At 71.8% G+C, this 23,437-nt stretch carries 22 protein-coding genes and 1 riboswitch; of the genes, 14 read left to right on the top strand and 8 right to left on the bottom strand.

The genetic code is table 11. The features are described from left to right. Positions 1-65: 65 nt before the first annotated feature. Together OHU74_RS05815 and OHU74_RS05810 are read right to left on the bottom strand one after the other, a co-directional pair. Positions 66-176: a putative leader peptide gene (locus OHU74_RS05815; RefSeq protein WP_330295337.1), complete on the bottom strand. Its 111-nt coding sequence runs from the start codon at positions 174-176 to the stop codon at positions 66-68. A gap of 96 nt (positions 177-272) precedes the next feature. Beyond that, positions 273-980, bottom strand: coding sequence for a GNAT family N-acetyltransferase (locus tag OHU74_RS05810; protein ID WP_371614906.1), 708 nt, complete (start codon positions 978-980; stop codon positions 273-275). A gap of 264 nt (positions 981-1,244) precedes the next feature. On the opposite strand from OHU74_RS05810, the gene OHU74_RS05805 reads away from it, so the two are divergent. The 3 genes from OHU74_RS05805 (at position 1,245) to OHU74_RS05795 (ending at position 4,480) form a co-directional block, all read left to right on the top strand. Beyond that, on the top strand, positions 1,245-1,715 hold the full coding sequence (locus tag OHU74_RS05805; RefSeq protein WP_371614905.1) for a hypothetical protein: 471 nt from the start codon (positions 1,245-1,247) through the stop codon (positions 1,713-1,715). 187 nt (positions 1,716-1,902) lie between these two features. Beyond that, positions 1,903-2,712, top strand: coding sequence for a carbon-nitrogen hydrolase family protein (locus tag OHU74_RS05800; RefSeq protein WP_371614904.1), 810 nt, complete (start codon positions 1,903-1,905; stop codon positions 2,710-2,712). 70 nt (positions 2,713-2,782) lie between these two features. Then, positions 2,783-4,480 carry a flavin monoamine oxidase family protein gene (locus OHU74_RS05795; RefSeq protein ID WP_371614903.1) on the top strand — a complete coding sequence of 566 codons (1,698 nt, stop codon included), beginning with the start codon at positions 2,783-2,785 and terminating at the stop codon, positions 4,478-4,480. Between the two features lie 521 nt (positions 4,481-5,001). Here the strand turns inward: OHU74_RS05795 and OHU74_RS05790 are convergent. The 3 genes from OHU74_RS05790 to OHU74_RS05780 all read right to left on the bottom strand — a co-directional run bounded on the left by OHU74_RS05790 (position 5,002) and on the right by OHU74_RS05780 (position 8,434). Then, positions 5,002-5,643 (bottom strand): DUF5995 family protein, encoded by a 642-nt coding sequence (locus OHU74_RS05790; protein WP_371619580.1) that lies wholly within the window; start codon positions 5,641-5,643, stop codon positions 5,002-5,004. 85 nt (positions 5,644-5,728) lie between these two features. Continuing rightward, on the bottom strand, positions 5,729-7,141 hold the full coding sequence (locus tag OHU74_RS05785) for a uracil-xanthine permease family protein (RefSeq protein WP_371614902.1): 1,413 nt from the start codon (positions 7,139-7,141) through the stop codon (positions 5,729-5,731). A gap of 78 nt (positions 7,142-7,219) precedes the next feature. Beyond that, positions 7,220-8,434 (bottom strand): MFS transporter, encoded by a 1,215-nt coding sequence (locus OHU74_RS05780; protein WP_371614901.1) that lies wholly within the window; start codon positions 8,432-8,434, stop codon positions 7,220-7,222. Positions 8,435-8,497: 63 nt separating this feature from the next. Between OHU74_RS05780 and OHU74_RS05775 the strand changes: the two genes are divergently transcribed. Beyond that, positions 8,498-9,661 (top strand): ROK family transcriptional regulator, encoded by a 1,164-nt coding sequence (locus OHU74_RS05775; protein WP_371614900.1) that lies wholly within the window; start codon positions 8,498-8,500, stop codon positions 9,659-9,661. 128 nt (positions 9,662-9,789) lie between these two features. On the opposite strand, the gene OHU74_RS05770 is transcribed toward OHU74_RS05775, so the two are convergent. From OHU74_RS05770 to OHU74_RS05760, 3 genes are all read right to left on the bottom strand, one after another. Beyond that, on the bottom strand, positions 9,790-10,524 hold the full coding sequence (locus OHU74_RS05770; protein ID WP_371614899.1) for an SDR family oxidoreductase: 735 nt from the start codon (positions 10,522-10,524) through the stop codon (positions 9,790-9,792). A 54-nt stretch (positions 10,525-10,578) separates the two neighbouring features. Continuing rightward, a complete protein-coding gene (sigJ, locus tag OHU74_RS05765) occupies positions 10,579-11,484 on the bottom strand; it encodes an RNA polymerase sigma factor SigJ (RefSeq protein ID WP_371614898.1) in 906 nt (301 codons plus the stop codon). A gap of 116 nt (positions 11,485-11,600) precedes the next feature. Next, on the bottom strand, positions 11,601-13,994 hold the full coding sequence (locus OHU74_RS05760) for a chitinase C-terminal domain-containing protein (RefSeq protein ID WP_371614897.1): 2,394 nt from the start codon (positions 13,992-13,994) through the stop codon (positions 11,601-11,603). A 345-nt stretch (positions 13,995-14,339) separates the two neighbouring features. Continuing rightward, positions 14,340-14,469: riboswitch (FMN riboswitch) on the top strand. Between the two features lie 251 nt (positions 14,470-14,720). Between OHU74_RS05760 and ribD the strand changes: the two genes are divergently transcribed. From ribD to OHU74_RS05710, 10 genes are all read left to right on the top strand, one after another. Then, positions 14,721-15,836, top strand: coding sequence for a bifunctional diaminohydroxyphosphoribosylaminopyrimidine deaminase/5-amino-6-(5-phosphoribosylamino)uracil reductase RibD (gene ribD / locus OHU74_RS05755; RefSeq protein ID WP_371619579.1), 1,116 nt, complete (start codon positions 14,721-14,723; stop codon positions 15,834-15,836). Then, positions 15,837-16,475 (top strand): riboflavin synthase, encoded by a 639-nt coding sequence (locus OHU74_RS05750; RefSeq protein ID WP_371614896.1) that lies wholly within the window; start codon positions 15,837-15,839, stop codon positions 16,473-16,475. It begins immediately after the preceding gene. Further along, complete coding sequence (locus tag OHU74_RS05745) at positions 16,472-17,125, top strand: nicotinamide mononucleotide transporter family protein (RefSeq protein ID WP_330295323.1); 654 nt, start codon at positions 16,472-16,474, stop codon at positions 17,123-17,125. The genes OHU74_RS05750 and OHU74_RS05745 overlap by 4 nt, the downstream gene beginning before the upstream one ends. Further along, positions 17,122-18,423, top strand: coding sequence for a bifunctional 3,4-dihydroxy-2-butanone-4-phosphate synthase/GTP cyclohydrolase II (locus OHU74_RS05740; RefSeq protein ID WP_371614895.1), 1,302 nt, complete (start codon positions 17,122-17,124; stop codon positions 18,421-18,423). Before OHU74_RS05745 ends, OHU74_RS05740 begins: the two co-directional genes overlap by 4 nt. Before the next feature lie 69 nt (positions 18,424-18,492). Further along, a complete protein-coding gene (ribH, locus tag OHU74_RS05735; RefSeq protein ID WP_007262951.1) occupies positions 18,493-18,978 on the top strand; it encodes a 6,7-dimethyl-8-ribityllumazine synthase in 486 nt (161 codons plus the stop codon). A gap of 35 nt (positions 18,979-19,013) precedes the next feature. Then, positions 19,014-19,295, top strand: coding sequence for a phosphoribosyl-ATP diphosphatase (locus OHU74_RS05730; protein ID WP_371614894.1), 282 nt, complete (start codon positions 19,014-19,016; stop codon positions 19,293-19,295). A 115-nt stretch (positions 19,296-19,410) separates the two neighbouring features. Continuing rightward, positions 19,411-20,259, top strand: coding sequence for an ATP phosphoribosyltransferase (gene hisG / locus OHU74_RS05725; RefSeq protein ID WP_330295320.1), 849 nt, complete (start codon positions 19,411-19,413; stop codon positions 20,257-20,259). 64 nt (positions 20,260-20,323) lie between these two features. Continuing rightward, a complete protein-coding gene (locus tag OHU74_RS05720) occupies positions 20,324-20,785 on the top strand; it encodes a PH domain-containing protein (RefSeq protein ID WP_330295319.1) in 462 nt (153 codons plus the stop codon). Between the two features lie 200 nt (positions 20,786-20,985). Continuing rightward, a complete protein-coding gene (locus tag OHU74_RS05715) occupies positions 20,986-22,347 on the top strand; it encodes a hemolysin family protein (protein ID WP_371614893.1) in 1,362 nt (453 codons plus the stop codon). After that, entirely contained in the window at positions 22,344-23,387 is a 1,044-nt protein-coding gene (locus tag OHU74_RS05710; protein WP_371614892.1) for a hemolysin family protein, read from the top strand. The genes OHU74_RS05715 and OHU74_RS05710 overlap by 4 nt, the downstream gene beginning before the upstream one ends. The last annotated feature ends 50 nt before the right edge of the window (positions 23,388-23,437 follow it).

Here is a 23,437-nt window from a genome sequence, read left to right as displayed (position 1 = left end):
TCAGGCGGGCGGGCTGGCGGGCGGCGCGGCGAAGGGCGCGCGGCCGGCGGAACGCGGAACGCTGATCAGGAACGACAGAGGGAGGCGGCGACCCGCTGGAGGTCGATGTGCGCGCGGGAGTGCAGGTGCACGGCGCGGCTGGGGGTGACGGGGTCACCCCCGGTGCGTACGGTCATGCCCTGCCCCCTCCGGTCGTTCTTCCGACGCTAGGTCAGAGGGGGCCGGGCCACAACGCCCGCAGGGCCGATCCGTGTTAAGCCTTCGTGTCGGTGTTAAGCCTTCGTGTCGGGAGTGCGAAGCCCGATGAAGAACGGCTCCCGGCGCAGGGTGAACCCCATGGCCTCGTAGAGGGCGATCGCCGAGGTGTTCTGCGCGGCCGCGTGCAGGAACGGGCTGTCCCCGCGCTCCTCCACGGCGGCCACGACCGCGCGGATCAGCCGCCCGGCCAGTCCCTGACCGCGGTGCTCGGGGTGCGTGCACACCGCGCTGATCTCCGACCAGCCAGGCGGGCGCATCCGCTCCCCGGCCATCGCGACGAGTCGGCCGTCCCTGCGGATGCCGAGGTACGTGCCCAGCTCGACGGTGCGCTCGCCGAACGGGCCGGGCTTGGCCAGCGCCACCAGCTCGAGCATCTCCGCCACGTCGGCGGGGCCCAGCAGGACCGCCTCCGGCTCCTCCTTGCCCTGCACGGGCCGCCCGTCCAGCTGTACGCCCGGTATCGACATCAGGGTCTGCCAGCCCGGCGGCGGGGTCGGCAGCCCGGTCACCCAGACCTCCTGGCCGGGCCCGACCAGCTCGGCAAGATCCGCCCAGGCGTGCGGGTCCTCGGGATCGGAGAGCGCCGCGAAGGGGGACACGCCCGCGGCGTAGCGGGCGGCGAGCCCGGCGGGCCCGGTTTCGGCGAAGCCCCGGTGCGTGCCGTCGAGCGCGGCCCAGACGGGATTGTCGAGGACGCTGCCGGGCCGGAACTGGGCGGACATGGGCGGAGCTTCCTTCCATCGTGCGGGCACTCTTGACGGCCTCGGACGGTGCCATGAGACTGCCAACGTCAGACTAACGGGGCCGCGGACACAGAGGGGGACCCGGTGGATCAGCTCATCACGCCACCCGCACCCCTCCGCCGCTCCTGGCTCACCCGCCGTCTGCACATCGATCTCCTCCGCGTCTGCAGCGCCTCGGCCCCGGCCTCCTAGACCCCGCCGAGCACGCGCGCACGTACTGACGCAGGCAGCCAGAGGAGAACCGTGTCCCAGACCCATGTGCAGACCCATGTCCAGAGCCATGCCCCGACGCAGGTCCAGCCCCAGCCCCAGGTCCACCCCCAGCCCCACCCCCGGCCCGAGGCGGCGGCGCCGCCCCTGCGCGGGCGGATCGGGGCCGGGTTCTCGCCCGTCCCGCACCGGTACCGGGTCTTCCTGGCCGCCGACGACTGTCCGCACTGCCGCGGTGTCGCCGCCGCACTCGCCGCACCGGGGCTCCGGGACGCCGTTGCGGTGACCGTCCTCGGCATCGACAGCGGCACCGACAGTGACACCTCCGGGCACCAGGCGCTCCGCCGCGCCTACGAGGCCTCCGGGCACCACCACGACGGCCCGCTCACCGTCCCCGCCCTCTGCGACGGCTGGAGCGGCCGGGTGGTGTCCAACCACACCCCCGACATCCTGGAAGACCTGCGCCGCCTCAGCGCGGACCCGGCCTTCCGCAAGGCCTCGTAGGGCCTCGGTCGGGCCTCATAAGACGCCCGCGCGGGCTCCGTACGGGGCCCGCGCAACGAATCGCCGGGTCCGCCCCGCAAGACGCAACGAATCGATGCGCGGAGCGCAACGGTCACGGCTTGTCGGGGTCGAACGCGCGAACGTACCGTCTTATGACCCCCACCCCTCCTGCCACAGAGGTACGCCCATGCCCCCGTTGCGCACCGCCCTCCTCCAGAGCTCCGGACGGCTCGGCGACACCGCCGCCAACCTGAAGGCGCTCGACGAGGCCGCGGCACGCGCCGCACAGGCGGGGGCCGGGCTCCTCGTGACCTCGGAGATGTTCCTCACCGGCTACGCGCTGGAGATCGAGGACATCGCCCGGCTCGCCGAACCGGCCGACGGCATGTCCGCCCGCGCCATCGGCGAGATCGCCCGCCGCCACGGGGTCGCCGTGCTCTACGGCTACCCCGAGCGGGACGGCCGAGCCGCCGACACCGTCTACAACGCGACCCAGCTCATCGGCCCCGACGGCGACCGGCTGGCGAACTACCGCAAGACTCACCTCTTCGGCTGCTTCGAGCAGGACGCCTTCACCCCCGGAGACGTCCCTGTCGTCCAGGCGGACCTCGGCGGACTGCGGATCGGCCTGATGATCTGCTACGACGTGGAGTTCCCCGAGAACGTACGGGCGCACGCGCTGGCCGGCACCGACCTCCTCCTGGTGCCGACGGCGCAGATGCACCCCTTCCAGTTCGTCGCCGAACAGCTGGTACCCGTACGGGCCTTCGAGAACCAGATGTACATCGCGTACGTCAACCGGACCGGCCCGGAAGGCGAGTTCGAGTTCGTCGGGCTCAGCTGCCTGGCCAGCCCCGACGGGGTCACCCGCACCCGGGCCGGGCGCGGCGAGGAACTGGTGATCGGCGAGGCCGATCCCGAACTGCTGCGGGTCTCGCGCGAGACCAACCCGTACCTGCGGGACCGCCGCCCCGGCCTGTACGCCTCGCTCGTCTGAGCCTCCCGCCCGGTCCGCCGGGCCCTCCAGCCTCTTTTCCCCTGCCCCACCCCGCTAGGAGTCGTACCCCATGACGTCCACGGTGCCCACCACCGCCGTCCCGCACAGCGACGGTCAGCCGCCGATCACGATGTTCGGTCCGGACTTCCCCTACGCGTACGACGACTTCCTCGCGCACCCGGCGGGCCTCGGCCAGATACCGGCGACCGAGCACGGCACCGAGGTCGCCGTCATCGGCGGTGGACTGTCCGGCATCATCTCGGCGTACGAGCTGATGAAGATGGGCCTCAAGCCCGTCGTCTACGAGGCCGACCAGATCGGCGGCCGGCTGCGCACGGTGGGCTTCGAGGGCGCGGGCACCGAGGAGCTGACCGCGGAGATGGGCGCCATGCGCTTCCCGCCGTCCTCCACCGCCCTCCAGCACTACATCGACCTCGTCGGCCTGGTCACGGAGCCCTTCCCGAACCCGCTCTCCCCGGCCACCCCCTCGACGGTCGTCGACCTCAAGGGCGAGACCCACTACGCCGAGACCATCGCCGACCTCCCGCAGGTCTACCGCGACGTGTCCGCCGCGTGGAACGCCTGCCTCGAAGAGGGCGCCGACTTCTCCGACATGAACACCGCGATGCGCGAGCGGGACGTCCCGCGCATCCGCGAGATCTGGGCCAAGCTCGTAGAGAAGCTCGACGACGAGACCTTCTACGGGTTCCTCTGCAAGTCCGAGGCCTTCCAGTCCTTCCGCAAGCGCGAGATCTTCGGCCAGGTCGGCTTCGGCACGGGCGGCTGGGACACCGACTTCCCGAACTCGATCCTCGAGATCCTGCGCGTCGTCTACACCGAGGCCGACGACCACCACCGCGGCATCGTGGGCGGCTCGCAGCAGCTCCCGCTGCGGCTGTGGGAGCGCGAGCCGGAGAAGATCGTCCACTGGGCGCAGGGCACCTCCCTCTCCACCCTCCACGAGGGCACCCCGCGCCCGGCGGTGACGCGCCTGCACCGCACCGCGGGCAACCGCATCACGGTCACGGACTCCTCGGGCGACATCCGCACCTACCGTGCGGCGATCTTCACGGCCCAGTCCTGGCTGCTGCTCTCCAAGATCAGCTGCGACGACTCGCTCTTCCCGATCGACCACTGGACGGCGATGGAGCGCACCCACTACATGGAGTCGTCCAAGCTCTTCGTCCCCGTCGACCGCCCGTTCTGGCTGGACAAGGACGAGGAGACGGGCCGCGACGTCATGTCGATGACCCTCACGGACCGCATGACCCGCGGCACGTACCTCCTGGACAACGGCCCCGACAAGCCGGCCGTCATCTGCCTGTCCTACACCTGGTGCGACGACAGCCTGAAGTGGCTGCCGCTGTCCGCGAACGAGCGGATGGAGGTCATGCTGAAGTCCCTCGGCGAGATCTACCCGAAGGTCGACATCCGCCGCCACGTCATCGGCAACCCGGTGACCGTGTCGTGGGAGAACGAGCCCTACTTCATGGGCGCCTTCAAGGCCAACCTGCCGGGCCACTACCGCTACCAGCGACGCCTGTTCACCCACTTCATGCAGGACCGCCTCCCCGAGGACAAGCGCGGCATCTTCCTCGCGGGCGACGACATCTCCTGGACGGCGGGCTGGGCCGAGGGCGCGGTCCAGACGGCGCTGAACGCGGTCTGGGGCGTCATGCACCAGCTCGGCGGCGCCACGGACTCCACCAACCCCGGCCCCGGCGACGTCTACGACGACATAGCCCCGGTCGAACTCCCGGAGGACTGACCCACCCGGCCCCTCCGGCCCCCGACACGGGCCGTCCCCGCGCGCGCGAGCGCGGGGACGGCCCGTCCTCATGCCCGGGCCCGGACCCGGAGCCCCGCCGGCCACGGCCGCACGGGCCCTACCCGACGGCGCTGCGGCCGTCTTCCGCTGCGCGGGCCTGGTCCCCTACCCGCCCTTCCACCGTTCCCAGGGCTCTGCCCTGCCCCGTCGGGCTCCGGGCTGCGCCCACTCAAGCGCCGGAGGGGCTGGATTTTGCCCGGCGTCCGCTCAAATCCAGCCTCGCCGGCGTTTGAGGCGCGGGGGCCCGGGGGCTGGCCCCCGGCAACGGCGCCGCACGCGGCAACGGGTTCGGGGCGGAGCCCTGGGAACGGTGGAAGGGCGGGTAGGGGACAAGCCCACGCAGCGCCCCCGAGGCCCAATGCGCACAGCTCCGCGCAGCGGGGGAACGCGGCGACCGGGCGGGGCGGGGCGGGATGCGCCCGGCCACGGCCCCGAGGGGCACGGCTTCGCGCAGCGGCGTGTCAGCCCGTCGGAGTCAGCAGGCAGCGGCCGACCAGGCCTACGCCCGCGTCGAGGGACTCGGTGAATTCCTCCGCCAGGTCGGGGGAGCGGCGCAGTGACCACAGCAGGCGGGCCGAGGCCCAGGCTCCCGCGCGGGCCCGTTCCAGGCTCCATGCGCCGAGGAGGTGGGTCAGGGGGTCCGCGATCTCCAGGAGGTCCGGGCCCGGCATCAGCTCTTCGCGGATGTGTTCCTCCAGGGAGACCAGATGGTCCCCGACCCGGTCGAAGTCCGCTTCGAGCGCCGCCGGATCGCAGTCCAGGACGTGGCAGGTGGAGACCACCGCCAGCGCCAGGTCGTGGCCGATGTGCGCGTTGATCCCGGCCAGCGCGTGCTGGAGCGGCCGGATCCCGGGGTGGCGGCGGTACTGCAGGAGCGGCCGCCAGCACGCCGGGGCCCGGTCCGCCTCCACCGCCGTCAGGTAGCGCTCGGCGAAGCGGACGCTGAGGGTCTCCGCCCGTCGCGGCGCGGGGAACGCACCGTGCGCGATCCGCTCGTGGAGCGTCTGCGTCACCGTGAGGTACACCCGGTTGAAGACGGCGACGCCGTCCCGCTCGGGGAGCCGCTCGTCCAGGGCGCGCATCCGCGCCAGCACCGCTTCCATGGGGGCCATGTCAGGCAGCGTCGCAGTCGCGGGCCGGGATCAGGGGAACTTGGCCGTACGCTTCGCCGGTTCGGGCGAAACTCCGTCAACCCCGCTTGTCGCCGGGCTCCCCGGCAGGGTTCCCGTCCGTCCCGTCGTACGCCGAGGTGCCCGCGTCCAGCAGGGGTTCCTGCTGCTTCATGTGGGCCGGAGCGAAGTACCGCAGCGCGTGGTAGCCGGTGATGACGACGATCGTGCCGAGCGCGATCCCGCCCAGTTCGAAGCTGTCGCTGATGTGCAGTTTGACGCCGCCGACGCCGATGATGATGCCGGCCGCGGCGGGCACCAGGTTCAGCGGATTGCGCAGGTCCACCCGGCCGTTGATCCAGATCTGCGCGCCGAGCAGGCCGATCATGCCGTACAGGATCACGGTGATCCCGCCCAGCACCCCGCCGGGGATCGCGGCGACGACCGCGCCGAACTTCGGGCACAGGCCGAAGAGGAGGGCGAATCCGGCGGCCGCCCAGTAGGCCGCCGTCGAGTACACCCGGGTGGCGGCCATGACGCCGATGTTCTCGGAGTAGGTGGTGTTCGGCGGGCCGCCGAGTGCGGTGGAGAGCATCGAGGCGGCGCCGTCGGCCGCGATGGCCGTGCCCAGCTTGTCGTCGAGCGGGTCGCCGGTCATCTCGCCGACGGCCTTGATGTGCCCGGCGTTCTCCGCGATCAGGGCGATGACCACTGGCAGGGCGATCAGGATCGCCGACCATTCGAAGGCCGGCGCGTGGAAGCTCGGCAGGCCGATCCAGTCGGCCTTGCCGACCCCGGACAGGTCGAGCCGCCAGTGGTGCACGGCCTCCGGGCCGCCCATCGTGGAGTAGATCTTGCCGAAGACCAGGTCGAAGATCCAGGAGATGCCGTAGCCGAAGACCAGGCCGAGGAAGATCGCGATCCGCGACCAGAAGCCCCGCAGGCACACCACGGCGAGCCCGGTGAACGCCATGGTCAGCAGGGCCGTCCACTGGTCCTGGGGCCAGTACGTGGAGGCCGTCACCGGCGCCAGGTTGAAGCCGATCAGCATCACGACCGCGCCGGTCACCACCGGCGGCATCGCCGCGTGGATGATCCGCGCCCCGAACCGCTGGACGGCCAGACCGGACAGGAAGAGCGCCGCGCCGACCACGAAGACCGCGCCCGTGACGACCGCGCTGTCCCCGCCGCTCGCCCGGATCGCCGCGGCCACGCCCACGAACGAGAGCGAGCAGCCCAGGTAGGAGGGGATCCGGCCGCGGGTCGCGAGCAGGAAGATGACGGTGGCGACACCGGACATCATGATCGCGAGGTTCGGGTCCAGCCCCATCAGGACCGGCGCGACGAAACTCGCTCCGAACATCGCCACGACGTGCTGGGCGCCCAGCCCGGCGGTCCGCGGCCAGGTCAGCCGCTCGTCCGGCCGCACCACCGCGCCGGGGGCGGGGGTCCGCCCGTCTCCGTGCAGGGTCCAGCGCACGCCGAGGCCCATGTTCCACCACTTCCAGTTGTTGATTCGGTCGAGCTCGGTCTGCTCAAGCTACGAGGCCGCAGGCGGCCAGGCGTTATATTACGGCCGGATAGCAGCAGGTTCGTCCCGGTTCGCGGCGGAGGCGCCCGCCGCCACCGGGCGCCGGCGCAGCACGGTCGCCCCCAGGATCAGCGCGAACGCCAGCAGGGTGACCAGCCCGAAGGACACCACGAGCGAGGTCGCGTCCGCCACCGCGCCGATCGCCGACGGGGCGATCAGGCCCGAGGTGTACGTGATCGTCGCGACGCCCGCGATGGCCTGCGCCGGGGCCGGACCGCTGCGGGCGGCCGCCGCGAAGGCCAGCGGGACCACCACCGCGATGCCGAGCCCGATCAGCCCGAAGCCCGCCAGGGCCGCGGCCGGGTGGTGGACCGTGACGACGAGGAGCCCGCCCGCGGTGGCCAGCGCCCCGCCCGCGCGGACCGTCCGTACGGCCCCGAACCGGTCGACGACCTTGTCCCCGACGAGCCGGGCGAGCGCCATGGTGAGCGCGAAGGCCGTAGTGGAGGCGGCGGCGAGGCCGGCGTCCGTGTGCAGCACGTCCCGCAGGTAGACCGCGGACCAGTCCATGCTCGCGCCCTCCGCGAAGACCGCGCAGAAGCCGATCGCCCCGATGAACAGTGCGGACTTGGGAGGTAGTGCGAAGTGCGGCGGAGCCTCGCCGTCGGCGTCGGTGCGCAGGTCCAGCACGCCCCGTACGGCGACCAGCCCGGCCGCCGTCAGGGCGAGCGCGGCGATCAGGTGGTGGAGGCGGGCGTCGGTGCCGGTGTGCGCGGCGACGGTACCGGCGGCCGAGCCGATCAGGGCGCCCACGCTCCACATGCCGTGCAGCGAGGACATGATCGAGCGCCCCAGCCGGTTCTCCGTCTCCACGCCGAGCGCGTTCATCGCGACGTCGGACATGCCGGCGGTGGCCCCGTAGACGAAGAGCGCGAAGCAGAGCGTCACCAGGTTCGGGGCGAGGCTCGGGAGGATGAGTGAGAGCGTCCACAAGCCCAGCAGCACCCGCAGGGCGGTGCGGGCGCCGAGCCGGTGGTTGATCCGCCCGGCCAGCGGCATCGTCAGCGCGGCGCCGAGGGCGGGGAAGGCGAGGGCCATGCCCAGGGTGCCCGCGCTGAGCTGCGCGTGGTCCTGGATCCAGGGGATGCGGGTGGCGAAGGAGCCGGTGACCGCGCCGTGGGCGCAGAAGACGGCGGCGATGGCGAAGCGGGCATGGCGCAGTCGCGCCGGGCTGAGGTCGGTTTCCCCGGTCATGACACGTAAACTATCAGGGACCCTGCCTGATAGTTAGACCCCGGGAACTCATAGGATGGCCGCGTGACTCCTGCCAAGGTCCTGACAGCCGCCGCCAACGCCGCCGCTCCGTCCCCCGCCTCCCCGAGCACGGCGCGGGCCATCAACGACCGGCTGGCCCTGCGGTTGCTCCAGGACGAGGGCGCGCTGACGGCCCCGCAGCTCAAGCAGCTGACCGGCCTGTCCCGCCCCTCCGTCGCGGACCTGGTGGAACGCCTCACCGAGGCCGGACTCATCGAGGTGGTCGGCGAATCGGGCGAGCAGCGGCGCGGACCCAACGCCCGGCTCTACGGGATCGTCGCGCGGCGGGCCTACCTCGCCGCGCTGGACGTACGCGTGGACAGCGCGACCGCGGTCGTCACCGACCTGCTCGGATCCCCGCTGGCCGAGGCGGCGCTGCCCGTCGACGCGGTGGAGGAGGCCGTCGACCGCCTGCTGGAGCTGGCCCGGGAGGCGGGCGCGGACCGGCTCCACACGGTGGTGATCGGCGCCCCGGGCCTGGTGTCGCCGGGCAGCGGAGAACTCGGCAGCACCATCGGACTGCCCGCCTGGCACCGGGACCTGGTGGCGGCCCTGCAGCGGCGGCTGCCGGCGACGGTCGTGGTGGAGAACGAGACCAACCTGGCGGCGCTGGCCGAACAGCGCCTCGGGGCGGCCCGGGACGTGGACTCCTTCGTCCTGCTCTGGCTCAGCGCGGGGGTGGGAGCGGCGGTGGTCCTCGACGGCCGGCTGCGCCGCGGAGCCTCCGGCGGGGCGGGCGAGATCGGCTTCCTCCCGGTGCCGGGAGCCAAGGGACTGCCCTCGGCCACCGACTGCGAGGGCGGGTTCCACTCGCTGGCCGGGCGCGGGGCGGTGGCCGCGCTCGCGGCGGAGCACGGCTTCGCCGGGACCGCCGAGGAGGCGGTCGCGGGCGGCGCCGGCCCCGCCTTCCTGGACGCGCTGGCGGAGCGGCTCGCGCTCGGGGCGGCGGCGGTCGCGGCGATCCTGGACCCCGGCTGCGTGGTGCTCGGCGGGGAGCTCGGGCGCGCCGGTGGTGTGGAGCTGGCCTCCCGGGTCGCCTCCCGGCTCGCGGTGCTGAGCCCGGTCCCGATGGAGGTCAGGGCGAGCGCCCTGGGCGATCCCGCGGTGCTCCAGGGTGCCAGGCTGGCCGCCCGCGAGGCCGCGCAGGCGACGCTGTTCGGGGCCTGAAGCCGGGTGCGGGTGGTCGGCCCTGCGGGGCGTGTCCCCTACCCACCCTTCCACCGTTCCCTGGGGCTCCGCCCCAGACCCCGCGCCTCAAACGCCGGCGAGGCTGGATCTTTCCAACGTCGTCGGCGTCAAAGGCGGGCCAGGAACTCGGCGAACGTGCCCCGGCCCACCGCGTGCGACGGAGTCAGGTGCCCGCCCCGCTTGAAGCCCGCGTAGGCCTTCCCCGCCAGGGGGACGGTGAGGAGCGGGCGGCGCTTGCCGGTCGCCGCGAGGTAGGCGCGGGCCGCCTCCTCGAAGGTGAGGACCTCCGGGCCGCCCATGTCCGGGACCCGCCCGGCCGGCGGCCCCGCGGCCAGCGCGGCCAGCCGGTCCGCGACCTCCTCGACCGCGATCGGCTGCCCGCTGACCCCGGCGGGCAGCGGCATCACCGGCAGCCTCGCCGCCGCGGCCAGCGCCTGGGCCACCAGGTCGTGGAACTGCGTCGTCCGCAGGATCGTCAGGCCCAGCCCCGACGCCTCCAGCATCCGCTCCACCTTCAGCTTCGTCCGGTAGTAGGGGAGCGGGACCTCGTCCACCCCCACGATCGAGATGTAGACGAGGTGCCCGACCGTCCCGGCCCGCTCGGCCGCCCGGATCAGGTGCCCGGCCGCCACGTCGTCGCCGCCGCGCGGGCTGCTCGCGCAGTGCACGATCACCTCCGCGCCCGCCATGGCCGCATCGAGACCGCTGCCGTCCCGCAGGTCGACGGGGAAGTCCGGAGCGCTCCGGCTCAGGACGCGGACCTCGTGGCCCGCCGTCCGCAGCCGTTCCACGACCGGCCTGCCCAGGGTTCCGGTGCCTCCGGTGACGAGGATGGTGCTCATGGTGTCCGTTCCTTTCCGCGGGCGATGCGTTCACCAGCTGGGACCGGACGGCCCTCAGGAATGTGACAGCTGCCGCTCGATGAATTCCAGCTTCGCCGGGTTCATCACCGCCCGCGCCTCCTGGACCAGCCCGTCCTCGAACTCCACCTGGAGGACCCCGACCCCGCCGACGACCAGCGTCGGCTCCCCGTTGACCTCCGCGAAGGAGACCGGCAGCTCGCCGGAGTACTTGCGCAGCACGCCCAGCAGGAAGCGCGCCACGTTGTCCCGGCCCACGACCGGCCGCCGCGCCGCGCTGACCACGCCGCCGCCGTCGGACACGAACCGCGCGTCGGCTGCCAGTAGCCCTTCCAGCCGGGCCAGGTCCCCGCTGTTGGCGGCTTCGAGGAAGCTCTCCACCAGGGACTGCCACTGCGCCGGATCCGGCTGGAACCGCCGCTCGGGGGCCTTCGCCGCGCTCACCCGTCCCGCGGCCCGCCGGTAGAGCTGACGGCAGTTGGCCTCGCTGAGGTCGAGGAGCCCGGCGATCTCCCGGTGGCCGTACGCGAAGGCCTCGCGCAGTACGTACACCGCGCGTTCCATCGGGGTGAGCTGCTCCAGGAGCAGGAGCAGGGCCATGGACACGCTGTCCCGCTGCTCCGCCGACTCCATCGGGCCCAGCGCGCCCTCCCCGGTGAGGACCGGTTCGGGGAGCCAGGGACCCACGTACTCCTCGCGCCGGGCCCGCGCCGAGGTGAGGTGGTTGAGGCACAGGCGGGTGACGACCTTGGCGAGCCAGGCCCCGGGGTGCTCGATGGGTTCGGGGGGTTCGCGGTCGAGGGCCGAGTTCCAGCGCAGGTAGGCGTCCTGGACGGTGTCCTCGGCCTCCGAGGCCGAACCGAGCATGCGGTAGGCGATGGCGAACATCCGGGGCCGGTGCTGTTCGAAGTCCGCGACGGAGGCGGTGACATGTGCGATCACGGCACCAGCCTACGAAGTGCCCGTACGCGCACGCACGAGGACCCGGTGGCCGCCGGGCCACCGGGTCCTCACGCTTTCCCCTGGGAGCAGGGGTCCTTCATTCGCGGCCTACCGGGTCAGCAGGCGCCCTGGTCCTTCCAGACGCCCCAGTCACCGGTGGTGCCGGGCTCTTCGTTCTGCGTCCACCACTGGGCCTTCCAGTTGTGGCCCTTGTGGGAGACGAGCGTCCCGCCCGTGTACACGTTGCCCGCGACGTAGGCCGGGTTGGCGCAGGTGCCGCCCGTCGGAGGAGTCGTGGTCGGCGGAGTGGTCGTGGGAGGAGTGGTGGTCGGGGGAGTGGTGGTCGGCGGGGTCGTGGTCGGCGGGGTGGTCGTGGGCGGGGTCGTGGAACCGCCCGGCTCCACCACCGTCGTACCGCGGGCCAGGTCGCCGGCGATGCCGTACGTCTTGCCGCCGAAGGTCACCGTCCAGTTGGACGGGGTCGAGGTCGGCAGGTAGTAGACGAAGTCCAGCTGGACCGAGGCGCCGGGGGCCAGCGTCTGCCAGGCCGGGAGCTTCAGGGAGACCCGGTTGTAGTCGCCCTTCAGGCCGCCCACGTTGGAGCCCGTGTGGTCGCTGCGGATGATCGTGGTGTTCCAGCCGGACTGGTCCTTGGCGTTGCTCGGCGCGGAGGAGGAGTAGTCGAACTGGAACTCCGTACCGCCCGGCAGGGTCGCCGTGGTGTTGTTGGTGATCGTCAGCTTCGGGCTGATCGGGTAGTTCGAGTCGCCGAGCGGGAAGGCGCCGAAGTCGGTGTCGACCTTGATCGCCTCGGTCGGCATGGTGATGGTGGCGCGCTTGGCTCCGTAGGGGGCGGCCGACTTGAACTTGTCGTACATCGCCGTCGTCAGGGTGTCGCCCATCTCGTACTGGCCCTTGGCCGCGTTGTACGAGTAGTCGCCGGCGAGCTCCCAGACCATCGTGCCGCCGATGCCCTTGTTGACCACCCAGTCGGCCTTGGCGTTGACGGACTGCTCGTCCTCGGTGGAGAGGAAGACCTTCTTCTGGTCGTTCCACAGCCACGGAGCCACGAGGTTGGAGTCGTACTTGCGGACGTAGGTGCCGGTCAGCTTGGTGTCGGCCGGGAAGCCGTACTTGGTGACGTAGTCACCGACGACCCCCTTCTCCAGGTTCTTCGCGTGCCACATCGGGTTGGACCCGGCCGGGGCCTCGACGCCGTTGCTGTCGAGGTCGTGCCACAGGTTGTCGATGCCGACCGCGCCGTCGCCGCACTTGGTCAGACCGGCGCCCGCCGGGCAGTTGGTGGCCGGGGCCTTGCCCCACAGGCCGTCCGTGCCGCCCTGCACGTTCTTGAAGCCGCGGGTGTAGTACGGCAGGCCCATGTTGATGCGGCCGGCCGGCATGGAGCCGCGGAAGTAGTGGTAGGCCCAGTCCGTGTTCAGGTAGCCGATGCCGCCGTACTGGGAGGTGGAGTAGACGCCGGCCGCGGCGAGTTCGCCGTCCTTGCCGTCGTCGAAGAGCGAGGCGTTCGGACCGACGTACTCGTTCCAGGCGCCGTGCAGGTCGTAGGACATGACGTTGACGTAGTCCAGGTACTTCTGCATCTGGAACGTCTCCATGCCCCGCAGCAGGTAGCCGGAGGAGGGGGCGGCGACCGAGAGCAGGTAGTGCTTGCCGTCGGAGGCGCCCGCGCGGTCGAGCTTCTCGCGCAGCGACTTCATGAGGGCCGCGTAGCCCTTGACCAGACCGGCGCGCCGCGCGTTGGACAGCTGCCAGTCCAGCGGGTTGCCCGCGTCCTTCATGGTGGTCGGGTACTCGTAGTCGATGTCGACGCCGTTGAACCCGTACTTGCGGATGAACTCGACGGAGGAGTCCGCGAAGGTGTCGATGCCGGCCTGGTTGACCGAGCCGTCGGCGTTGGTGGCCATCGAGTAGAAGCCGCCGGAGGCGACGCGGTTGCCGTCGTCGCCGAAGTAGCCGCCGGTCTCGGCCCAGCCGCCGACCGAGATCAGGGTCTTGACGTTGGGGTTCTGCTTCTTGAATTTGTTGAGCAGGTTGAAATTGCCCTTGTAGGGGAGGGCGGGGTCCATCTCGGCGCCTGCTACGCCCGGCCAGGTCATGCCGGTGGCGGAGTTGTTCGCGTTGTCCGCGCCGACCGAGATCTTGTTGTTGCCGTCGACGTGGGCGAAGGCGTAGTTCAGGTGGGTGACCTTGGACCACGGGATGTTGTTGGGCAGGTAGGCGGGGGTGCCGTCCTTGCCCGTGCGCCAGCCGGTGAAGTAACCGATGACGCGGCGCTGGTGGTCGGCGCCCATCTTCTCGCGGCCCTCGGTGTCGTAGACCGAGCAGTACGGGACGTCGACGCCCGGGGTCTTGTACAGACCGTCGGGGCGACAGGACTCGTTGTCGGCGGCGTGCGAGACGCCCGCCGAGAGGCCCGCGACCAGCAGTCCGGCGATTGCGGCGCCGGACGTCAGGAGCATGGCTCTCGTCCGTGTGGGGGACAGCATTGTGCCTCCTGGGGAGGGGAGGATGGCAGGACACAACAGGCAGATATGTGGTGCGTGTTGGCCCGTGACGTGCGCACATCTGACGGGCTGTCTCCCGGGGAAGATGAAGGGAACGTTAAGAGGACTAGACCAACCCGTCAATAGGTCTGGACCAAAGCGGCCGATGCGGCCGGGTCGTACGGGGGTGTCAGGGGGACCGTGAGGGGGGTCGCGGAGGGAGCCGCGCGGGGTCCGCCGGATGGCGCAATGGAATCGCTCAAGAGTGGCCGATGTGTGACCCAGGCCACATTGACTCACTCGCATGGCTGCCGATCACCCGTGGCACACTGGCTCTAGTACCAGTAGCAGCGCACTCCGGGGTCGGTGTAATTCCGAACCGGCGGTATAGTCCGCGACCCGTCCGCAGCCAGCGGCCGGTTGACCAGGTGAAATTCCTGGACCGACGGTTAAAGTCCGGATGGGAGGCAGTGCGCGGCGGGCCAGTCACCGGTACGCCGCCGTCGGCGGTTCCATCGGCACATCCCTCGGGATGCGCGAGCGAGGGGACCGTGTTTTCGGCCTCGGCGTCCCCGCGTGTGCTACCCGCTTCATCTGTCGTATCCCGACAGGCCCCGGAGTCCGTGCCCGATGAGGCAGGAGGACCCGGTGGCGACACACGCCGACGCGCAGGACAGCGGCACATCCGACAGCGATGCCCGCGACGGCCGTGCCTTCGAGGTGCGGGCCATGGCCCGGGCCATCGAGCTCGCCGCCCGCGGAACCGGCTCCACCAGCCCCAACCCGGTCGTCGGGTGCGTGATCACCGACGCCTCCGGCACGGTCGTGGGCGAAGGCTGGCACGAGCGGGCCGGCGGCCCGCACGCCGAGGTCCACGCCCTGCGCGCCGCAGGCTCCGCCGCCCGCGGCGGCACCGCCTACGTCACCCTCGAACCCTGCAACCACACCGGCCGTACGGGGCCCTGCGCGCAGGCGCTCATCGAGGCCGGGATCGCCCGCGTCCTCTACGCCGTCCCCGACCCGAACCCGCAGGCCAGCGGCGGCGCCGACACCCTGCGCGCCGCCGGGATCACCGCCCGTGCCGGGCTGCTGCGCGCGGAGGCCGAGGAGGGCAACGCCCCCTGGCTGACCTCCGTACGGCTCGGGCGCCCGTACATCCTGTGGAAGTACGCCGCCACCCTCGACGGCCGCGTCGCGGCCGCCGACGGCACCAGCCGCTGGATCAGCTGCCCCGAATCCCGCGCCGACGTCCACCGGCTGCGCGCCGAGGCCGACGCCGTGGTCGTCGGCTCCGGCACGCTGCGCGCCGACGACCCGCACCTCGCGGTGCGCGGACCCGACGGCGTCACCCCCGGCGGCCAGCCGCTGCGGGTGGTCCTCGACACCCACGCCACCATCCGGCCCACCGCCCGGGTGCTGGACGACGCCGCCCCGACCCTGGTGGTTGTAGCCGAGAACCTTGAAGACAGAGCCACCCGCCACCTGGCCGGAGTCGAGCTCGCCCGGCTCCCGTACGACAAGTACGGGATCTCCGTGGACGCCCTGCTCGGCGAACTCCACCGGCGCGGGGTCCGCTCCGTACTCCTCGAAGGCGGCCCGACCCTGGCCGGCGCCTTCGTCGCCGCGGGCGTGGTCGACAAGGTCGTCGGCTACCTCGCCCCCGTTCTCCTCGGCGCGGGCCCGAACGCCCTCGCCGACGCCGGCATCGGCACCCTCACCGAAGCGCTCCGGCTCCGGATCACCGAGACCGTCCGCATCGGCACGGACATCCGTGTCACCGCCGTCCCGATGGTCCAGTCCGTCCCCACCGTCCTGACCTCCCACACCGCCCTCAAGGAGCACTGAGTGTTCACCGGAATCGTCGAAGAACTGGGCGAAGTCACCGCCGTCGAGGAACTCCCCGAGGCCTCCCGCTTCCGCCTGCGCGGCCCCGTGGTCACCGAGGGCGCCAAGCACGGCGACTCCATCGCCGTCAACGGCGTCTGCCTGACCGTCGTGGAGACCGCCGAAGGCGAGTTCACCGCCGACGTCATGCAGGAGACCCTCAACCGCTCCAGCCTCGGGGCGCTGACCAAGGGCTCCCGGGTCAACCTGGAGCGCCCCATGGAGCTGGGTGGACGCCTCGGCGGCCACCTGGTCCAGGGCCACGTGGACGGCACCGGCGAGATCCTCTCCCGCACCCCCTCGGAGCACTGGGAACTGGTCAAGATCGCGCTCCCGGCGAACCTCTCCCGCTACGTCGTGGAGAAGGGCTCCATCACCGTCGACGGCGTCAGCCTCACCGTGGTCGAGGCCGCGGCCGACTGGTTCACCATCAGCCTCATCCCCACCACCCTCGCGCTGACCACCCTCGGCATCAAGGGGGCCGGCGACCCGGTCAACCTGGAGGTCGACGTCCTCGCCAAGTACGTGGAGCGCCTGCTCGCCGCCGGCGTGACTCCCCTGGCCTCAAACGTGCTCGCCGCCGAGGGGGAGTCGAAGTGAGCGCCCTGACCTGGCTCAACACCGAGGCCTTCGAGGTCTTCGGCCAGAAGGTCATCTGGTCCGACATGATCGGCAACCTGATCGGCCTGGGCGCCCTCGCCCTCGGCTGGCGCCGTTCCATATGGACCTGGCCCGCCCAGCTCCTGTCCGGCCTGATCCTCGTCGGCGCCTACGCCTCCGCGCACCTCGCGGGCGGAGTCGGCAAGCAGCTCCTCGTCATCGGCGTGGCCGTGTGGGGCTGGCGCGCCTGGCAGCTCGGCAAGCAGAAGGCCCAGGACGGCTCCATCGCCGTCCGCACCGCCACCTGGAAGGAGCGCGGGCTGCTGCTGGCCGGCGCGGCCGCCGGGACCCTGGCCGTCGGAGGCCTGTTCACGCTCGTCCCGAGCCTGTCGTGGAGCCCGTGGGCGGACGCCTACATCTTCGTCGGCACCATCGTCGCGATGGTCGCCCAGGCCCGCGGCCTGGTCGAGTTCTGGTTCGCCTGGCTCCTCGTCGACCTGGTCGGCGTCCCCCTCGCCTTCAACAGCGGACTGGCCTTCTCCGGCCTCGTCTACGTCGTGTACTTCGCCCTCGTCGTCTGGGGCGCCTACGACTGGTACCAGCGCTCGCGCACCACCCCCGCCCCGGCCCTGGAAGGAGCAACGGCATGACCTCCCTGAACCCCGTCCTGAAGCCCGTGCCCGACGCGAGCGACTCCGAGCCCTTCCGGCTCGACCCCGTCGAGCAGGCCATCCGCGACATCGCGGCCGGCCGCCCGGTCGTCGTCGTGGACGACGAGGACCGCGAGAACGAGGGCGACCTCGTCATCGCGGCCGAGAAGGCCACCCCCGAGATCGTCGCGTTCATGATGAGCGAGTGCCGCGGACTGATCTGCGCCCCGATGGAGGGCCCCGAGCTGGACCGGCTCGAACTCCCGCAGATGGTCCACCACAACACCGAGTCGATGCAGACCGCCTTCACGGTCTCCGTGGACGCGAGCGCCGCGCACGGGGTCACCACCGGCATCTCGGCCGCCGACCGCGCCACCACCCTGCGGCTGCTGGCCGACGGAGTCTCGGGCCCCGGCGAGTTCGTCCGCCCCGGCCACGTCTTCCCGCTGCGCGCCAAGTCCGGCGGGGTCCTGGTCCGCAACGGCCACACCGAGGCCGCCGTCGACCTCGCCCGCCTCGCGGGGCTGCGCCCGGCCGGGGCCATCGTGGAGATCGCCGGCGAGGACGGCGTCATGCTGCGGCTGCCCGAGCTGATCCCCTTCGCCCGCAAGCACGGCCTGACGATCATCTCCATCGAGGACCTGATCGCCTACCGCCGCTCCGCCGAGCCGACCGTCCGCCGCGAGGCCGAGGTCAGCCTCCCGACCTCCTTCGGCCAGTTCACGGCCTACGGCTACCGCTCCACCGTCGACGGGGTCGAGCACGTCGCCCTCGTCCACGGCGAGATCGGCGACGGCGAGGAGGTCCTGGTCCGGATGCACTCCGAGTGCCTGACCGGGGACATCTTCCAGTCGCAGCGCTGCGACTGCGGCCCCCAGCTGCACGCCGCCATGGAGCGGGTCCAGGCCGCCGGGCGCGGTGTGATCGTCTACCTGCGCGGTCACGAGGGCCGCGGCATCGGACTGCTGTCCAAGCTGCGCGCGTACGAGCTCCAGGAGCGCGGCCGCGACACCCTCGACGCCAACCTCGAGCTCGGCCTGCCCGCCGACGCCCGCGACTACGCGGCCGGCGCCCAGATGCTCGCCGACCTCGGCGTCCACAGCGTCCGGCTGCTGACCAACAACCCCGACAAGGCGGAAGCCCTCGTACGGGGCGGCATCAAGGTTTCCGACCGGGAGCCGATGCCCATGGAGGCGGGCGAGCACAACCTGCGCTACCTGCGCACCAAGCGGGACCGGATGGGCCACGACCTGCCCTGGCTGGACGCGGCCACCACCTCCGCCTGCGGCAACCAGTAACAGCGCAGCGACCAACACAGACCAACACCCACCAACCGACGTACACGTAACGCAACGAGGAGCAGAGCTGTGAGCGGCAAGGGCGCACCCGAACTGAGCGTGAAGAACTGCGGAGACCTGCGAGTCGCCGTGATCGCGGCCCAGTGGCACGAGAAGGTCATGGACGGCCTGGTGGACGGTGCCCTGCGGGCCCTGCACGAGCTGGGCATCGACGAGCCCACGCTGCTGCGCGTCCCCGGCAGCTTCGAGCTCCCGGTCGTGGCGAAGGTACTGGCCGGTCGCGGTTACGATGCCATCGTCGCCCTCGGCGTGGTCATCCGCGGCGGAACCCCGCACTTCGACTACGTGTGCCAGGGCGTCACCCAGGGCCTGGTACAGGTGTCGATCGACACCGGAGTCCCCGTCGGCTTCGGCGTACTGACCTGCGACAACGACGAGCAGGCGCTGGACCGCGCCGGCCTTGAGGGGTCGAACGAGGACAAGGGACACGAAGCGGTCACCGCCGCCGTCTCCACCGCCATGACCCTGCGCACCGTCAGCGAACCCTGGCGCTAGAGGGCATCGACGCACCCCGTATTCTGAGGACCATCATGGCGAATAAACCCCCCAAGAGTTTTGAAGAGCTCTTCACCGAGCTCCAGCTCAAGGCCGCCAACGGCGACCCCAGCACCTCCCGCACCGCCGAGCTCGTCGCCAAGGGCGTCCATGCCATCGGCAAGAAGGTCGTCGAGGAGGCCGCCGAGGTCTGGATGGCCGCCGAGTACGAGAGCAAGGAAGCCGCCGCCGAGGAGATCTCCCAGCTGCTCTACCACGTCCAGGTGATGATGGTGGCGCGCGGGATCTCCCTCGACGACGTCTACGCGCACCTCTAAGCCGGAGCAACCGCGCGGGCCCCGGCACAGGCTGCCGGGGCGTCCGCGCGCCCCGCACACGTAAGAGCACACGTACCAGCACACCCTTTCGCCCCTACGCACCAAAGGAAGCCCCATGCTGCGCATCGCCGTCCCCAACAAGGGTTCTCTCTCCGGACCGGCGTCGGCGATGCTCCATGAGGCCGGCTACCGGATGCGCAAGGAGTCCAAGGAGCTCGTGGTCGTCGACCCCGACAACGAGGTGGAGTTCTTCTACCTCCGCCCCAAGGACATCGCGATCTACGTGTCCTCCGGCAAGCTGGACATCGGCATCACCGGCCGCGACCTGCTGCTCGACTCCGGCGCCAGCGCCGAGGAGATCCTGCCGCTGAACTTCGGCCGCTCGACCTTCCGCTACGCCACCATGCCCGGCACCGCGAAGGGCCCCGAGGACTTCCACGGGATGACCATCGCGACCTCGTACGAGGGAATCGTCGCCAAGCACCTCGCCGACAAGGGCATCGAAGCCTCCGTCGTCCACCTCGACGGCGCGGTCGAGACCGCCATCCAGCTCGGCGTCGCCCAGATCATCGCCGACGTGGTCGAGACCGGCACCAGCCTGCGCAACGCCGGCCTGGAGGTCATCGGCGAGCCGATCATGACCTCCGAGGCCGTGGTCATCCGCGGCAACGGCACCGACCCCGAGGACCCGCGCGCCCAGCAGTTCCTGCGCCGCCTCCAGGGCGTCCTGGTCGCCCGCAGCTACGTGATGATGGACTACGACTGCCGCGCCGAGCACCTGGAGCGCGCGGTCGCCCTCACCCCGGGCCTGGAGTCGCCGACCGTCTCCCCGCTGCACAACGAGGGCTGGGTCGCCGTCCGCGCCATGGTCCCCGCCAAGGAAGCCCAGCGGATCATGGACGACCTGTACGAGCTCGGCGCGCGCGCGATCCTCACCACCTCGATCCACGCCTGCCGCCTCTGAGGGCCGGGGCATCCGCCCCGCTCCGCCGTACCCCACTGGCACCACCCGAAGGCATCTGACGAACATGGCCGACGCCGCCCAGCCCGTACCGCCCACCCTGCCGGTCACCTTCCGGCCGACCCGCACCCGGGCCGTCCTGCTGGGCGTCGGCCTCGCCATGTTCGTCACCATCACGGCCATCGCCCTGCTCCTCGACACCCTGCACCCGGGCGAGCGGATCAGCTTCGTCTTCACCGCCGTCCTGCTGTCCTCCGTCCTCGTCCTGCTCAGCCGCCCCAAGGTGGTCGCGGACGAGGGCGGGGTCACGGTCGTCAACCTCACCAACACCCGCCGCCTGGAGTGGGCGCAGATCGTGCGCGTCAACCTCCGCCCCGGCGACGCCTGGGTCTTCCTCGACCTCAGCGACGGCACCAGCCTGCCCGCCCTCGGCATCCAGCCGGGGGTCGCCAAGGCCCAGGCGATCGCCGACGCCCGCGCCCTGCGCGCCCTCGCCGACGCCCGCGGAACCGGTTCAAAGAACGACTGACCCCGTCCGACCTCGTCGCTGCGTCCCATTGCGGGGACGATCTCAGTGACTACCCTGGTACGGGGGCGCGACGGTGCGCCCTCCCACCGGCCCCGGAACCCCGCGGCCCGTGGACACCTGCAACTTGAGGAGTGACTCCCTCCAGCAATGGACGGATCGTCCGGTAGTACACGCGCCGCCCTCCCTCCGGAGGCGGCGGCATGACCATCCCGCTACTCCTGCTCGTGGCGGCATTCGCCCTGATCCTCGCCAACGGTTTCTTCGTGGCAGCCGAATTCGGCCTCGTCACGGTGGAGAGACCCGAGGCCGAACGCGCCGCCGCCGAAGGCGACCGCCGTGCCCGCACGGTCGTCAAAGCCCTGCGGGAGCTGTCCTTCCAGCTCTCCGGCACCCAACTCGGCATCACCATCACCTCCCTGGTCGTCGGCATGCTCGCCGAACCGGCCCTCGCCGCCCTGCTGGCCGGGCCGCTCGAAGCGACCGGCCTCCCCAAGGGCGCCGTACCCGGCGTCGCCGTGGTCATCGGCATGCTGCTCGCCTCCGCCGTCCAGATGGTCGTCGGCGAGCTCGTCCCGAAGAACTGGGCGGTCTCCCGGCCGCTCCAGGTGGCCCGCTTCGTCGCCGGCCCGCAGTACGCCTTCTCCCGGGCCTTCCGGCCGGTCATCGCGGCCCTCAACGCCATCGCCAACCGGCTGGTCCGCGCCCTCGGCGTGGAGCCGACCGACGAGATGGCCTCCGCCCGCACCCCCGGCGAACTGGTCTCCCTGGTCCGCCATTCGGCCCAGGCCGGCGCCCTCGAACAGGACACCGCCGACCTCTTCGTACGGACCCTCTCGCTGGGCGAGCTCACGGCCCAGCTGGTCATGACCCCCCGGGTCAGGGTCAAGGCCCTCCAGCACACGGCCACCGCGGCCGACGTGCTCAACCTGACCCGCGCCACCGGCCTGTCCCGCTTCCCGGTCTACCGCGAGCGCATCGACGAGATCACCGGGGTCGTCCACCTCAAGGACGCCCTCGCCGTGCCCGAGTCCGACCGCGCCCGCACCAGCGTCAGCCGGATCTGCGTCGCTCCGCTGCTGGTGCCCGGCTCCCTGCCGGTGCAGCCGCTGCTGGAACGCCTGCGCAGCGAACAGCCCATGGCCGTGGTCGTCGACGAGTACGGCGGCACCGCCGGGGTGGTCACCCTGGAGGACATCGTGGAGGAGCTCGTCGGCGAGGTCCGCGACGAGCACGACCTCGCCGATGACGCCGGCCCGGAACTGGCCGCCGTACCCGCCGAGGACGGCCGCCCCTCCTGGGAGGCCGACGGCAGCTGCCGCGTGCAGACCCTGCGCCGGATAGGCCTGGAGGTCCCCGAAGGCCCCTACGAGACCGTCGCCGGCCTCGTCGCCGATCTGCTCGGCCGCATCCCCGCCCCCGGGGACCGCGCCGAACTCCCCGGCTGGAAGCTCTCCGTCCGCCAGGTCGGCCGCTTCCGCGCCGAACGGGTCCGCCTCGTGCGCACCGCCCCCCTGGGTGCGATTCCCGCCCCGGCCGAACTGCAGTCGGCGGGTGTCCGGTGACCGCGCTCCAACTCCTCTTCGCCCTGCTCCTCGTCCTGGCCAACGGCTTCTTCGTCGGCGCCGAGTTCGCACTCGTCTCCGTCCGCCGCAGCCAGATCGAGCCCCTCGCGGCCGGCTCCAAGCGGGCCCGCCAGGTGCTCCACGGGCTGGAGAACCTGCCGCGCATGATGGCCGCCGCGCAGTTCGGCATCACCATGTGCTCGCTCACCCTCGGCGCGGTCGCCGAGCCGACCGTGGCCCGGCTGCTGGAGCCCGTCTTCCACGCCGCGCACGTGCCCGAAGGCCTGATCCACCCCCTCGGCTACGCGTTCGCGCTCGCCGCCGTGGTCTTCCTGCACCTGGTCATCGGCGAGATGGTCCCCAAGAACCTCGCGATGGCCGCCCCCGAGAAGACCGCCCTGTGGTTCAGCCCCGGCCTGGTCGCCTTCGCCCGCGTCTGCGGGCCGGTCACCACCGCGCTGGGAGCCTGCGCCACGCTGGTCCTGAGGCTCTTCAAGGTGGAGCCCAAGGACGAGGTGGAGGCCGTCTACACCTCCGCGCAGCTGGGCCGGCTGCTCAAGGACTCCCGGCAGGCCGGGCTCCTGGAGCCGGTCGAACAGGAGCGCCTGGAGGACGCGCTGGAACTGGGCAGCCGCCCCGTCACCGACGTCCTCCTCGCCCGGGACCGCCTCGTCACCGTCGGCCCCTCTGTCACCCCGCGCCAGATCGAACAGCTGACGGTCCGCACCGGGTACTCCCGGTTCCCCGTCCGCGCCGACACCGGTGCCTTCATGGGCTACCTGCACGTGAAGGACGTACTGGACCTGGAGGAGCGGGAGCGGGCGGTGCCGCAGCGCGTCTGGCGCAGGATGACCACGGTCTGCTCCACGCTCCCGCTGGACGACGCCCTGACGGTCATGCGCCGGGACGCCACCCACTTGGCGCAGGTCGCGGACCCGGCGGGCCGGGTGCTGGGCCTGATCACCATGGAGGACGTCCTGGAGACCCTGGTCGGCGAGGTCCGCGACCCGGCCCACCGCGGGTACGCGCGGAGCGCGTAGCGCGTCCCGGAGGGGCTGGATCTGCCGCTGCGCGGCAGATCCAGCCCCTC

This window comes from Streptomyces sp. NBC_00454, from assembly GCF_041434015.1.
Classification (GTDB): Bacteria; Actinomycetota; Actinomycetes; order Streptomycetales; family Streptomycetaceae; genus Streptomyces.
Note: the sequence above shows the minus strand (reverse complement) of the source record. Positions and strands in the feature narration are given on the sequence as shown.

Coding starts and splice junctions, on each gene's coding strand:
- OHU74_RS05800 (WP_371614904.1), top strand. CDS start 1,903: ATGCCCCCGTTGCGCACCGCCCTCCTCCAGAGCTCCGGACGGCTCGGC.
- OHU74_RS05730 (WP_371614894.1), top strand. CDS start 19,014: ATGGCGAATAAACCCCCCAAGAGTTTTGAAGAGCTCTTCACCGAGCTC.
- OHU74_RS05760 (WP_371614897.1), bottom strand. CDS start 13,994: ATGCTGTCCCCCACACGGACGAGAGCCATGCTCCTGACGTCCGGCGCC.
- OHU74_RS05810 (WP_371614906.1), bottom strand. CDS start 980: ATGTCCGCCCAGTTCCGGCCCGGCAGCGTCCTCGACAATCCCGTCTGG.
- OHU74_RS05770 (WP_371614899.1), bottom strand. CDS start 10,524: ATGAGCACCATCCTCGTCACCGGAGGCACCGGAACCCTGGGCAGGCCG.
- OHU74_RS05780 (WP_371614901.1), bottom strand. CDS start 8,434: ATGACCGGGGAAACCGACCTCAGCCCGGCGCGACTGCGCCATGCCCGC.
- ribD (WP_371619579.1), top strand. CDS start 14,721: ATGGCCCGGGCCATCGAGCTCGCCGCCCGCGGAACCGGCTCCACCAGC.
- OHU74_RS05720 (WP_330295319.1), top strand. CDS start 20,324: ATGGCCGACGCCGCCCAGCCCGTACCGCCCACCCTGCCGGTCACCTTC.
- OHU74_RS05795 (WP_371614903.1), top strand. CDS start 2,783: ATGACGTCCACGGTGCCCACCACCGCCGTCCCGCACAGCGACGGTCAG.
- hisG (WP_330295320.1), top strand. CDS start 19,411: ATGCTGCGCATCGCCGTCCCCAACAAGGGTTCTCTCTCCGGACCGGCG.
- OHU74_RS05740 (WP_371614895.1), top strand. CDS start 17,122: ATGACCTCCCTGAACCCCGTCCTGAAGCCCGTGCCCGACGCGAGCGAC.
- OHU74_RS05815 (WP_330295337.1), bottom strand. CDS start 176: ATGACCGTACGCACCGGGGGTGACCCCGTCACCCCCAGCCGCGCCGTG.
- OHU74_RS05715 (WP_371614893.1), top strand. CDS start 20,986: ATGACCATCCCGCTACTCCTGCTCGTGGCGGCATTCGCCCTGATCCTC.
- OHU74_RS05790 (WP_371619580.1), bottom strand. CDS start 5,643: ATGGAAGCGGTGCTGGCGCGGATGCGCGCCCTGGACGAGCGGCTCCCC.
- OHU74_RS05785 (WP_371614902.1), bottom strand. CDS start 7,141: ATGGGCCTCGGCGTGCGCTGGACCCTGCACGGAGACGGGCGGACCCCC.